The organism is Rhodococcus sp. NPDC059234 (assembly GCF_042754225.1).
In the GTDB taxonomy this organism is placed as follows: domain Bacteria; phylum Actinomycetota; class Actinomycetes; order Mycobacteriales; family Mycobacteriaceae; genus Rhodococcus_G.
The window spans coordinates 1-12,640 of sequence record NZ_JBHZAH010000025.1; the positions used below are offsets into that span (position 1 = coordinate 1).

Below are 12,640 nucleotides of genomic sequence, written 5' to 3' on the forward strand. Positions count from 1 at the left end.
GACCGGAAGCGGTCGGGGGCCAACTGGAACAGCCTGGGGGAGTGGGATCAGTCCTTGAGGACGACCACGCGCCGCGAGGGCTCGGCGCCCTCGCTCTCGCTCGACACGCCCTCGACGCTAGCGACCGCGTCGTGCACGATCTTGCGCTCGAACGGCGTCATCGGCGAGAGGGACTCACGGTCGCCCGACTCGAGCACCCGCTTGGCCGCAGCCAGACCGATCTCGGTCAGTTCGGCGCGGCGGCCGGCCCGCCAGCCCGCGATGTCGAGCATCAGGCGGCTGCGCTCTCCGGTGGACTGCTGCACGGCCAGCCGCGTCAGCTCCTGCAGGGCATCGAGCACCTCGCCCTTGCGGCCCACCAGCTTGCTCAGGTCGTCTCCGCCGTCGATGCTCACGATCGCCCGATCGCCCTCGACGTCGAGATCGATGTCGCCGTCGAAGTCCAGGACGTCGAGCAGCTGCTCGAGATAGTCGCCGGCGATCTCGCCCTCCTCGACCAGCTCGTCCTCGACATCGTCGGTGTCCGGCTCGACGTTCACCGTCTCCGCCTTGGTTTCGACCGCCACGACCTCGTCGTCTCCGTCCCGTCCGGTATCCGGATCATTCGCCATCGTCGTTCTCTTTTCCTTGAGTCAGCGTTGCGTCGGTCAGCGCCGCTTGCGCTTGGGGTTCTTGCCCCGGTTGGCCGCGGGGCGCGCCCCGGGCTTCGGCGTCTGACCCGGACTGTCGTCCTCGGTCTCCACGACCTCCGCGGGGGAGTCGTCGGCAGCCGCCGCCGCGGGCGTCGCCTTACGCTTCTTCGCCTGATCCGGGCGAGCCCCGGGCTTCGGCGCATTCTCCGCGCGTCGCTCGAGTGCGAGCTTCTTCTTCTCCTCTTCCTCGGCGTCGATGCGGCGGAAGACGAGATGCTGCTGCGCGTAGGTCCAGATGTTGTTGGCCACCCAGTAGAGCAGGATCGCGATCATCAGGAACGGGCCACCGACGAGCACGCCGAGCGGGAAGACCCACAGCGCGAGCTTGTTCATGATCGCCGACTGCGGGTTCGCGGCCGCGGCGGCGCTCTGGCGGGCCACCGACGCACGGGAGTTGAAGTGGGTCGCGATCGACGCGATCACCATCAGCGGAATCGCGACCGCGGCGATGGTCCACACCGTCGGGATCGGCTGACCGAAGGCCTCGAGCTGGGCCTTCGGCGTGGTCATCGCCGCGGAGATCGGGGCACCGAACAGTCGGGCGTCCAGGAACGACTGAACGTCCGCCACGCTGAAGAAGTAGTTCGGGGTGTTGGCGTTCTGTTCGATCGACATGCCGAGCTGACCCACGCCGGTACCGGTGCGGTTGAACGAACGCAGCACGTGGAACAGGCCGATGAACACGGGGGCCTGCAGCAGCACCGGCAGGCAACCCATGACCGGGTTGAAGCCGTGCTCCTTCTGCAGCTTCTGCATCTCGAGCGCCATCCGCTGGCGGTCGTTGCTGTACTTCTTCTGCAGGGCCTTGATCTGGGGCTGCAGTTCCTGCATCTGGCGGGTGGTGCGCACCTGCTTGACGAAGGGCTTGAAGAGGATGGCGCGCAGGGTGAACACAAGGAACATCACCGACAGTGCCCAGGTGATGCCGCTGTTCGGCCCGAGGAACGGAATCGCACCGAAGACCTTGTGCCAGACCCAGAGGATCCCGGACACCGGATAGTAGATGAAGTCGAGCACGGCTCTAGGTACTCCTCTGTTCGTTCACGTCCACCAGAGCGTGGGGTTGCTTGCCAGTATCCCTACCGGCTCGCTCGGCGTCGGCGGCGCGGTGGTCGTGGCCGCGACGGGACTTGCGCGGCGGTACCGGATCCCAGCCTCCAGGGTGCCACGGTGCGCACTTGAGGAGGCGCACAACGGTCAACCCGAGGCCGATCACGACGCCGCGCTCGCGCAGTGCATCGACGGCGTACTCGCTGCAGGTCGGTGTGAATCGGCAGGTCGGAAGGCGCAGCGGTGAGACGTAGGAGCGGTAGAGCTCGATACAGAAGATCAGCGCACGGGCCGGGGCGCGTCGAATCGACGCCGCCAACCCGGACGGCACCTCGCCGCGACTGTCACTCATACCCGATTGCCCACGGGGACAAGGAGATCGAGCTTGCGAAGACCGGACCGAAGTTGCCGGTCCAGGTCCTTCGACGACGCCGTGGCGGCGCCGGGCAGAGCACGAATGACCACGTTGGTGCCCTCGGGCACCTCGGGTACGAGGCTCACACAGATATGACGAAGCCGGCGTGCGACTCGATGTCGAATCACCGCCGGCCCGACAGCTTTGCTTACCACCAAACCGAAACGCGGACCCGGGTCGCTGATCAGCGACTCGTCCTGAGTTCCCGCCAAGGCATGGACGACCATGTCCCGGCGGGCCGCACGGTGGCCGCGACGAACGGTGGACGAGAAGTCCGACCGTCGACGCAACCGGTGCGGCTCAGGCAACACCCCGAGCTCCCGCGCCCGGAATCAGGCGGTGAGGGAGGCGCGGCCCTTTTGGCGACGCGCCGAAACGATGGCGCGACCCGCACGGGTACGCATCCGGAGACGGAAGCCGTGAACGCGCGCGCGGCGGCGATTGTTCGGCTGGAACGTCCGCTTGCCCTTGGCCACGGTCAACACTCCTCGAGATCATCGGCGCCGTTCGACGCCATCTGTAGCTGAAAATTGGTGGTCCCCGACGAACTCGCGACGACTCCGCTGACGCCGACAGAATTCAGCCAGCACGAAACCGCCACCTCGAATTCAGGTGACTGTACGAGAGTACGCAGCGCCGTCGGTGAGGTCAAACCAGGATGCCCACGGACACGCGAGGTGTGCCGTGGTGCTTGCTTCCGGCCACCGATTGTGCCGCACCGGCCGAGCTGTAAGCCGGGTAACAGTCGCGGCGACCACCGCGGCAACCGGCCGATCGCCCCGAGGACACCATCGCGGGGTCCGTCTTCGCAGGTGAACCGCGTGACACCGCGTTCCCGGCACTCGAGTCGGCAGGTCGACTGACATCCCTGTGCTTTATCCACACATGTGGATAATTGTGTGGAAATACAGATCAGGTGGCATATTCGTAGCCTTGTGCGGGGAAGTTATCCCCAGGGGTGGAGACCACGGCCAGCTGACGTGACCGAGAGCTGTCCGGACTTCGCTCTGCTGCACTGACCTGGGAGGACCGACGTTGAACGAGGAATCAAACACCCTGGCAGAGGTATGGGTGGATGTCCTCGCTGAGCTGACGGCCGCCGAGTCCGGACCACCGCTGACCAAGGCGCAGAAGGCGATGCTCGCGCTGGTGCGCCCGCTCACCCTCGCGCAGGGCTTCGCGCTGCTGTCCGTCCCCTCCTCCTTCGTCCAAGAGGCGATCGAACGCGACCTGCGCGAGCCGATACTTCAGGCTCTCAACCGACACCTCACTGAGGACGTCGAAGGACTCGGGGTGCGGATCGCGCCGCCCGCCGACGAGGTTCTCGACCCGGAACCGGTCGCGGTCGCGACGCGTCCTCCCGAGCAGTCGTTCGCCGAGCCCTCCGCCGCGAGTCGTCCGACCTTCCGGCGCCGCCGGCCCGGAGCAGGCGACGCCGACCTGCCGGAACCGGAACCGGTCGACCACGAGGAGATCGACGAGGACCGCGAGGCGATCGCCAGCGTGCACGAGTCGTGGCCCTCGTACTTCACCAAGCCGCCCACCACCACGCCGGCCGCGTCCGGCGGCAACAGCCTCAACGCGAAGTACACCTTCGACACGTTCGTCATCGGCGCCTCGAACCGCTTCGCCCACGCCGCCGCGGTCGCCATCGCCGAGGCCCCGGCACGGGCGTACAACCCGCTGTTCGTCTGGGGCTCATCGGGTCTCGGCAAGACACACCTGCTGCACGCCGCCGGGCACTACTCGCAGCGGCTGTTCCCCGGCATGCGCGTCAAGTACGTCTCCACCGAGGAATTCACCAACGACTTCATCAACAGCCTCCGCGACGACCGGAAGGTCGCGTTCAAGCGCCGGTACCGCGAGACGGACGTGCTGCTCGTCGACGACATCCAGTTCATCGAGGGCAAGGAGGGCATCCAGGAGGAGTTCTTCTACACCTTCGAGGCCCTGCACAACGCCAACAAGCAGATCGTGATCACCTCCGATCGCCCGCCCAAGCAGCTCGCGACCCTCGAGGAGCGCCTGCGCACCCGCTTCGAGTGGGGCCTGATCACCGATGTCCAGCCGCCCGAGCTGGAAACGCGCATCGCGATCCTCAGCAAGAAGGCACGGATGGATCGGCTCGACGTGCCGCACGACGTGCTCGAGTTGATCGCCAGCCGGATCGAACGCAACATCCGCGAACTCGAGGGCGCCCTCATCCGCGTCACCGCGTTCGCCTCGCTCAACCGCCAGGCCCTCGACCTCACCCTCGCGGAGGTCGTGTTGCGGGACCTGATGCCGGACTCGTCGACCCTCGAGATCAACGCCGCGACGATCATGGCCGTGACCGCGGAGTACTTCACCACCAGCATCGAGGACCTCTGCGGCCCCGGAAAGGCCCGCCCGCTCGCGCAGGCCCGGCAGATCGCGATGTACCTGTGCCGCGAGCTCACCGACCTGTCGCTGCCGAAGATCGGCCAGACCTTCGGCCGCGACCACACCACCGTGATGTACGCGGACAAGAAGATCCGCAAGGAGATGACCGAGCGCCGGAAGGTCTACGACCAGGTGCAGGAGTTGACCGCGCGGATCAAGCAGCGATCCAAGCGCTGATCCGGTCGAACCCGACGTCCCGTGTCGTGCGAACGCACGACACTCCGCGTGGGGTCGCACTCGCGGCTCCCGCCGCATAGCCGTCCGGACCTGCGACGACGCCTCGAGCGGCACCCGGGATGCACGGCCGATCGCGACGACCGGTGCGACAGGGTCCGCCGATGCGACCACCATGTAGCCAGAGGTGGGGGCGTGCGTCGCAGGGGGTCGCACGCCCCCACCTCTGCTCCGTGCACTCGTGAGTGACGGCGTCCGCGCGAACACTCATCCGATCCGCGCGCCACCGAATCGGGCCACTTCTGTGATTCCTCGAAACCTATACACATCTGTGGATAACCATGTGGACAACCCGAACAATCTGTGGATGACTCGAGGATCGTCGCGAACGACAACTTCTTCGTCCACAGCGACGCCGATCTGTCCTCGAGCCGCTCCTCGAGCGATCCCCACGCCGCCACACCGACGGACCTGCGAATTGTCGGCTTGGTCCACAGAATCCACAGTGCCTATTACTACTGCTGATCTCTACTTGTAATTAATCCTCTGAAAACAGGTCCTGTGGACTGCGGCTGTTCACACCCGACCGGGGCCGCTACCGCGGCCGCCGTTTCGGCTTTCAACTTCGGCCCTGAGGGCATACGGTGTGCTTCTGCCGCCTGTTCACACAGGCGCGGCATGTCGTCGATGCCTACGGAGAGGATCAACCCAGCGATGGAGCTCGGGAGTATGAAGTTTCGGGTCGCTCGGGAAGATTTCGCGGATTCCGTCGCGTGGGTGGCCCGAAGCCTTCCGTCCAGGCCTCCCGTGCCAGTTCTCGGTGGCGTCCTCATCTCGGCCGACGAGCAGGGTTTGACCGTTTCCGGATTCGACTACGAGGTGTCCGCGCAGGTCCGGATCTCGGCGGAGGTCTCCACTCCCGGTCAGGCCCTCGTCTCCGGCAAGCTCCTCGCGGACATCACCCGATCGCTGCCCGCCAAGCCCGTCGACGTGACCGTCGACGGCACCCGCGTGCTGATCGCCTGCGGCAGCGCCAAGTTCTCGCTGCCGACGATGCCGGTCGAGGACTATCCCCAGCTCCCCGAGCTTCCCCAGCAGACCGGCTCGCTTCCCGGCGACGTCTTCTCCGAGGCGATCGGCCAGGTCGCCGTCGCTGCCGGCAAGGACGACACGCTGCCCATGCTCACCGGTATCCGGGTCGAGATCGAGGGCACCAACGTGGTCCTCGCGGCCACCGACAGGTTCCGTCTTGCGGTTCGCCAGATCGAGTGGACGCCCGCCAACCCGGATACCAGCGCCGCCGTTCTCATTCCCGCCAAGACGCTCTCCGAGTCTGCGAAAACCCTTGGTAGCGGATCGAATTCGCCGGTGGAGCTCGCGTTCGGTTCGGGTTCGTCGGTCGGTTCGGACGGCCTGCTCGGCATCGTCGGAGAGGGCAGGCGCACCACCACGCGACTCCTCGACGCCGAGTTCCCGAAGTTCCGTCAGCTGCTGCCGCCCGAGCACACCGCCATCGCAACGGTCGAGGTCACCCCGCTGGTCGAGGCGATCAAGCGCGTCGCCCTGGTCGCCGAGCGCGGCGCCCAGGTCCGGATGCAGTTCTCCGAGGACGGGCTGCTGCTCTCCGCCGGTGGCGAGGACGCCGGTCGCGCCGAGGAAGCCCTCGAGGCGCAGTTCCAGGGCGAGGCTCTGACCATCGCGTTCAACCCTGCCTACCTGACCGAGGGGCTGAGCTCGCTGCACAGTGACCGGGTCACCTTCGGGTTCACCACCCCGAGCCGGCCCGCGGTCCTGCGGCCCGCCGCCGAGGAGGAGCCCCAGCCCGGCGAGAACGGCACCTTCGCCGCACCCGACAGCGACTACACCTACCTCCTGATGCCGGTCCGCCTCCCCGGCTGACCCTCGAGCGCCACACCCGTCTTTCCGAGCGAAGGGACTTCCACATCATGCAACTGGGACTGGTCGGCCTCGGCAAGATGGGCTTCAACATGCGCGAGCGCCTGCGCGCGCACGGTCACGAGGTGGTCGGGTTCGACCCGCGACCCGAGGTCACCGACGTCGGGTCGCTGGCCGATCTCGCCGGTGCCCTCGAGGGCCCGCGGGTGGTCTGGGTGATGGTCCCGTCCGGACACATCACCCGTGACACGATCGCCGAACTCGCGACCGTCCTCGAGGCGGGCGACCTCGTCATCGACGGCGGAAACTCGCGTTTCACCGAGGACAAGCCGAACGCGGACCTGCTCGCGCAGCACGGGATCGGCTATCTCGACTGCGGCGTCTCCGGCGGTGTCTGGGGCCTCGAGAACGGATACGGCCTGATGGTCGGCGGGTCCGAGGCCGACGTGGCGAGGGCCATGCCGATCTTCGACGCGCTGCGTCCCGAGGGCGACCGGGCCGACGGTTTCGTGCACGCGGGCCCGGTCGGAGCCGGCCACTACGCCAAGATGATCCACAACGGCATCGAGTACGGGCTGATGCACGCCTACGCCGAGGGCTACGAGCTGCTCGAGGCGGAAGACCTGGTGACGGACGTGCACGGGGTGCTGCGCGCCTGGACGAAGGGCACCGTGGTGCGGTCCTGGCTGCTGGACCTGTTGGTCAAGGCGCTGGCCGAGGACCCCGAGTTCGCCGACATCTCCGGGTACACACAGGATTCCGGCGAGGGCCGCTGGACCGTGGAGGAGGCCATCAACCACGCCGTGCCGGCTCCGGTGATCTCCGCCGCGCTGTTCGCCCGGTTCGCCTCCCGGCAGTCGGACTCGCCCGCCATGAAGGCGGTGTCCGCACTGCGCAACCAGTTCGGTGGGCATGCGGTGCAACGGGTTTCGGAATCAGGCTAAGTGTTCGTTCGAAAATTCTCGCTCCGGGACTTTCGGTCCTGGGATGCCGTCACCCTCGAGCCGGGCCCCGGGACCACGCTGTTCCTCGGCCCGAACGGGCACGGAAAGACCAACCTGCTCGAGGCGCTCGGCTACCTCGCGACGCTGTCCTCGCACCGGGTCTCGACCGACGCGCCCCTGATCCGGGCCGGCGCGGGTCAGGCCCAGATCGGTGCCGTGGTCGTCAACGACTCCCGCGAGCTGGCGGTCGACATCGAGATCAACGACGGCAGGGCCAACCGGGCCCGGATGAACACCTCGCCGGTGCGCCGCCCCCGGGAGATCCTCGGCGTGTTGCGCGCGGTGCTGTTCGCGCCCGAGGACCTGTCGCTGGTTCGCGGCGATCCGGGCGATCGACGCCGCTTCCTGGACGAACTGCTGTGTTCACGAATTCCGCGGATGGCCGCGGTCCGGGCGGACTACGAGAAGGTGCTGCGGCAGCGCTCGGCCCTGCTCAAGACCGCCGGTGGCGCGTTGCGTCGCGGCACCAGGTCCAGTGACGGCACGAGTGCTCTTGCGACACTTGATGTCTGGGACGGTCATCTGGCCGCACACGGTGCCGAGTTGCTCGCCGGGCGACTGCGTCTGGTCGACGAGCTCGGGCCGCACGTGGCGAGCTCCTATGCCGACATCGCGCCGGAGTCGCGCCCGGCGTCGATCGGCTACCGCAGCAGCCTGGGCGGGTCGCTGCCGCCGGAACTGCTCGAGCGGGGCCGCGCCTGGGTGCGCGAGGACGTCGAGCTGCTCGAGGCGAGTTTCCTGGTCGAGCTCGCGCAGGCCCGCCAGCGCGAGATCGACCGCGGCGTCTGTCTGGTCGGCCCGCACCGCGACGACCTCGAGCTGCGACTGGGCGATCAGCCGGCGAAGGGGTTCGCCAGCCACGGCGAGTCGTGGTCGTTCGCCTTGTCGCTGCGGCTGGCCGCGTTCGCGCTGCTGCGCTCGGACGGCACGGACCCGGTGCTCATGCTCGACGACGTGTTCGCCGAGCTGGACCGCAAGCGCCGCCGCGCGCTGGCCGTGGTGGCCGCGGACGCCGAACAGGTGCTGATCACGGCGGCGGTGGCCGAGGACGTGCCGCCGGAACTCGAGGCGGCACGATTCTCCGTCGAGGCGGTCGACACCCCGTCCGGACGGATCTCCAAGCTCGGCTGACCGGATCTATCATCGAGCCGGACCGAAGGGAACGCGAATGGCAGACGAGCCGACGGGCGGTACCGCGCCCGAACCGGAGCTTCGCGGTATCGACCTCGCCCGGCGTGCCCTCGAGGAGGCGCGGGCCGCGGCGAAGGCCAGCGGCAAGTCCGTCGGTCAGGGTCGTTCCTCGCCGCGGGCCAAGCTGCGCAGCGGCGGCAACCGGCGCAGCTGGTCGGGAGCCGGTCCGGACGGTCGTGACCCGCAGACACTCGGGTCCCTGACCGGTGCGGTCGCCAAGAGCCGGGGCTGGTCGCCGAGGGTGTCCGAGGGCACGGTGCTCGGTCGCTGGCACCAGGTGGTCGGCGAGGACATCGCCTCGCACGCCGAGCCGATCGGGCTGCGCGACGGGGTGCTGAGCATCTCCGCCGAATCGACCGCGTGGGCCACCCAGCTGCGGATGATGCAGTCCCAGATCCTCGCGAAGATCGCGGCCGCGGTCGGGAACGGCGTGGTGACGAGCCTGCGGATCACGGGACCGAGCGCGCCGAGCTGGCGCAAGGGCGAGCGGCACATTCGTGGCCGCGGGCCGCGGGACACGTACGGCTGACCACCCTGGATTTACCTATAACCCCGTGTTACGGTTACCTCCGTTCTTGTGAGTGAACCGTGTCACAGGCGACCGGTCGGTCCGGGCGCCGGAGGGGAAATCCGATGTCGACGGAAGCCGCCCACGCGCCCGCGGAGCCGGACCACATCCTGTTGCAGGCCCGTGACGTCGAATTCGACTGGTCCGGCCTGCCGATGCACTGGGTCGAGGGAGATCCGTTCACGACCCACGTCTTCAACGTGATGCACATCCTGCTGCCGGCAGGGGAGGACTGGTTCGTCGAGACCTTCAAGGAGGCGCTCCCCCTCATCGAGGACGAGAAGCTGCGCGACGACGTCGCAGGCTTCATCGGCCAGGAGGCGATGCACTCGCATGCGCACTCCGGCGTCCTCGGGCACCTCGCGGCGAAGGGCCTGGACACGACCCCGTACACCGACCAGATGAACTGGCTGTTCACCACGCTGCTCGGGCCCCGCCCCCTGACCGCTGGACGGAGCGAGAACTACCTGGTCGAACGCCTCGCGCTGATCGCGGCGATCGAGCACGTCACGGCGTTCCTCGGGGACTGGGTGCTCAACGCCCGGGCACTCGACACCGCCGGCGTGCACCCGACGATGCTGGACCTGCTCCGTTGGCACGGTTCCGAGGAGGTCGAACACCGCTCGGTGGCCTACGACGTGATGCGGTACTTCGACAAGCGGGAAAGCCGCCGGCTGCGCACCCAGCTGGTGGCGACCCCCGTCCTCGTATACCTGTGGATCCGGGGCACCCGGTTCCTCATGGCCAACGATCCCGAACTCGCGCACTGGGCGCCGTCCCGGCGCCGTCCGCGCCTGTCGGACTTCCGGGCCGCCGGGCGACGGGGCGTGCTGCCGACATCGACCGACCTGGTCAAGCGGATGAGCCGGTACTTCCGGCGGGACTACCACCCCTCCCGCGAGGGGTCGACCGCGCAGGCCGTGGCGTACCTCGCGTCGTCGCCCGCCGCGCAGGCCGCGCTCCGCTGACCTCGACATCAGGAAACGAAAATCCATGCTGCCAACCATGATTCGTCGACCCCGCCAGTCCCGCGCCGCGGTTCCCACCGATCTGCGCGGCCGACCTCGACGGGACCGGGTGATGACCGCGCTCGAGGCATTCGCGGACCGGTACGTCGGCGCAGTCGCCCGCCACGACTACGACCCGGGCCACGCGGGCCACAACCCGGACTCCGCGATGACCCTCGTGGTGACCGACCGGACCATCGTGGCCGAGGACGAGAACGTCGCCGCGCTGACCTTCGGCGCCCCGGACGGCGGTGAACTGCCTGCCTGGCAGCCGGGGTGTCATCTCGACTTCCACCTGCCCTCGGGCCGCCGACGGCAGTACTCGCTGTGTGGGGACCCCGCCGACCGCAGCCACTACCGGATCGCGGTCCGGTCCATTCCGGACGGCGGCGGCGGGTCGATCGAGATGCACGGACTGCAGCCGGGCACGACGGTCAGCGTCCGCGGACCGCGCAACGGTTTCCCCTTCGTCGGGCACGGCAGCGCGTTGTTCGTCGCCGGTGGCATCGGCATCACCCCGATCCTGGCGATGGTGCGCGCCGCCCGCGCGGCCGGGATGGACTGGCAGTTCGTCTACTCGGGGCGCTCCCGTGAGTCCATGCCCTTCCTCGAGGAGATCGAAACCTGGGAGCAGGAAAGGGTTTTCGTCCGTCCGGACGACGAGTTCGGCGTCCCGACCGCCGACGACCTGCTCGGCCGGGCGGCGGCGGGGGGCGCCGTGTACTGCTGCGGGCCGAGCCCGATGCTGGACCTGGTGCGGGAGAACTTCCCGGCCACGCCGGCCACCGCGTTGCACTTCGAAAGGTTCGGTGCCCCACCGGTTCTCGACGGGACCGAGTTCGAGGTCGAACTGGCGAGCACCGGTGAGGTGCTCACCGTGCCCGCCGACGAGTCGGCCCTGTCGGTGATCAAGGAACTGCTGCCCGGCGTCGGGTACTCCTGCCAGCAGGGCTTCTGCGGTACCTGCAAGGTCCGGGTGCTCGCCGGCGAACCGGACCATCGCGAGACCCGGTTGACCCCGGCCGAACGCGAGACCGAGATGTTGATCTGCGTGTCCCGCTCCGCCGGGCCGCGACTGGTCCTCGACCTGTGACCCGTGAAGGAAGAGCGAATGAACAACAGCACCAACAGTTCCCGATCCGATACGCCGGCCGTCGCGACCACCGTCGTCAACGGCGATGTCAGCCTCGCCGTGTTCGAGCAGGGCAACCCGACCGGTCCGACGCTGGTGCTGGTGCACGGCTGGCCCGACACCCACCAGCTCTGGGATCGGGTGGTCCCGCTGGTGTCCGACAAGTTCCGGGTGATCAGGTACGACAGCCGCGGCGCAGGCCAGTCCACGGTGCCGGCGGCGGTCGCGGACTATCGGCTCGCGCTGCTCGCCCAGGACCTGTTCGCGGTGATCGATGCGGTCAGCCCGGGGGAGCCGGTGCACGTGCTGGCGCACGACTGGGGATCGGTGGAGGCATGGGAGGCGGTGTGCGAGCCGGACGCGCGCCGCCGCATCGCCTCGTTCACCTCGGTCTCCGGACCGAATCTCGACCACCTCGGTACCTGGACCCGGCGGGGGTTCGTCGACCCCACCCCGGGCAAGGTGTGGAAGCGGCTCACCCAGGCGGTGGCCTCGGCGTACACGGTGCTCTTCCAGACGCCGGTGCTCGGACCGCTGCCCTTCCGGCTCGGCATGGACCGGATCTGGCCGCAGTTCCTGCGCTTCTTCGAGGGCCAGGATCCGAAGGCGGTGCACTCGGCGCCGACGCTGCGGGCGGACATGGTCAACGGTCTCAAGCTGTACCGGGCGAACATCCGGGCGAAGCTGGGCAACCCCGCGCAGCGACGCACCGACGTCCCGGTGCAGCTGATCCTCGGACTGCACGACAAGGCCGTGCGCCCGGTCGGATACGAGGACACCGAGGAATGGGTCAGTGACCTGCGGCGACGGGAGATCCCGTCGGGCCACTGGTCGCCGATCTCGCACCCCGAGGACCTCGCTCGGCTGACCACCGAGTTCGTGACCTCGGTGATCGAGCGCGGCGCGAGCGAGGAGTCCGCCGCCATTTCCTGACGGGCGCGGGCAGGTCCGGACCTACCCGGGCGGCCGAAATCGCGTCTACGGCCAGCTCAGGGGTGTCGTACACGTCCTCGGTCTCGTCCGTGCCAGTAGGATGGGCAGGTACCTCGCGGCCGCTCGACCGGCCGCGATCGCCATGCCGATGAGACCG

The 12,640-nt window shown here is 68.4% G+C and carries 13 protein-coding genes; 8 read left to right on the forward strand and 5 right to left on the reverse strand.

Annotated features, from left to right (window positions below; all coding sequences use genetic code 11):
• Positions 1–47 precede the first annotated feature (47 nt).
• From ACFXGJ_RS08125 to rpmH, 5 genes are read right to left on the reverse strand one after another with little or no spacing between them, the layout of a single operon-like run.
• Positions 48–611, reverse strand: coding sequence for a protein jag (locus ACFXGJ_RS08125; RefSeq protein WP_378617841.1), 564 nt, complete (start codon positions 609–611; stop codon positions 48–50).
• A gap of 36 nt (positions 612–647) precedes the next feature.
• The gene (gene yidC, locus ACFXGJ_RS08130; RefSeq protein WP_378617842.1) at positions 648–1,709 is read right to left on the reverse strand and encodes a membrane protein insertase YidC; all 1,062 of its coding nucleotides are present in this window, start codon (positions 1,707–1,709) and stop codon (positions 648–650) included.
• Positions 1,710–1,713: 4 nt separating this feature from the next.
• Positions 1,714–2,094, reverse strand: a complete 381-nt coding sequence (gene yidD / locus ACFXGJ_RS08135; RefSeq protein WP_378617843.1) for a membrane protein insertion efficiency factor YidD — start codon at positions 2,092–2,094, stop codon at positions 1,714–1,716.
• Complete coding sequence (rnpA, locus tag ACFXGJ_RS08140) at positions 2,091–2,468, reverse strand: ribonuclease P protein component (protein WP_378617844.1); 378 nt, start codon at positions 2,466–2,468, stop codon at positions 2,091–2,093. Before rnpA ends, yidD begins: the two co-directional genes overlap by 4 nt.
• Positions 2,469–2,489: 21 nt before the next feature.
• Positions 2,490–2,633: a 50S ribosomal protein L34 gene (gene rpmH / locus ACFXGJ_RS08145; protein WP_072754329.1), complete on the reverse strand. Its 144-nt coding sequence runs from the start codon at positions 2,631–2,633 to the stop codon at positions 2,490–2,492.
• A gap of 559 nt (positions 2,634–3,192) precedes the next feature.
• Here rpmH and dnaA point away from each other — a divergent pair.
• The 8 genes from dnaA to ACFXGJ_RS08185 all read left to right on the forward strand — a co-directional run bounded on the left by dnaA (position 3,193) and on the right by ACFXGJ_RS08185 (position 12,483).
• Positions 3,193–4,755, forward strand: coding sequence for a chromosomal replication initiator protein DnaA (gene dnaA, locus ACFXGJ_RS08150; RefSeq protein ID WP_378617845.1), 1,563 nt, complete (start codon positions 3,193–3,195; stop codon positions 4,753–4,755).
• 711 nt (positions 4,756–5,466) lie between these two features.
• A complete protein-coding gene (gene dnaN / locus ACFXGJ_RS08155) occupies positions 5,467–6,651 on the forward strand; it encodes a DNA polymerase III subunit beta (RefSeq protein ID WP_378617846.1) in 1,185 nt (394 codons plus the stop codon).
• A 47-nt stretch (positions 6,652–6,698) separates the two neighbouring features.
• The gene (gene gnd, locus ACFXGJ_RS08160) at positions 6,699–7,592 is read left to right on the forward strand and encodes a phosphogluconate dehydrogenase (NAD(+)-dependent, decarboxylating) (RefSeq protein ID WP_378617847.1); all 894 of its coding nucleotides are present in this window, start codon (positions 6,699–6,701) and stop codon (positions 7,590–7,592) included.
• Entirely contained in the window at positions 7,593–8,783 is a 1,191-nt protein-coding gene (gene recF / locus ACFXGJ_RS08165; RefSeq protein WP_378617848.1) for a DNA replication/repair protein RecF, read from the forward strand.
• Positions 8,784–8,820: 37 nt separating this feature from the next.
• Positions 8,821–9,372 carry a DUF721 family protein gene (locus ACFXGJ_RS08170; RefSeq protein ID WP_378617849.1) on the forward strand — a complete coding sequence of 184 codons (552 nt, stop codon included), beginning with the start codon at positions 8,821–8,823 and terminating at the stop codon, positions 9,370–9,372.
• Positions 9,373–9,476: 104 nt separating this feature from the next.
• Positions 9,477–10,379 carry a metal-dependent hydrolase gene (locus tag ACFXGJ_RS08175; protein WP_378617850.1) on the forward strand — a complete coding sequence of 301 codons (903 nt, stop codon included), beginning with the start codon at positions 9,477–9,479 and terminating at the stop codon, positions 10,377–10,379.
• A 37-nt stretch (positions 10,380–10,416) separates the two neighbouring features.
• A complete protein-coding gene (locus ACFXGJ_RS08180; RefSeq protein ID WP_378617851.1) occupies positions 10,417–11,511 on the forward strand; it encodes a PDR/VanB family oxidoreductase in 1,095 nt (364 codons plus the stop codon).
• Between the two features lie 18 nt (positions 11,512–11,529).
• Positions 11,530–12,483 (forward strand): alpha/beta fold hydrolase, encoded by a 954-nt coding sequence (locus ACFXGJ_RS08185; RefSeq protein WP_378617852.1) that lies wholly within the window; start codon positions 11,530–11,532, stop codon positions 12,481–12,483.
• Positions 12,484–12,640: the final 157 nt, after the last annotated feature.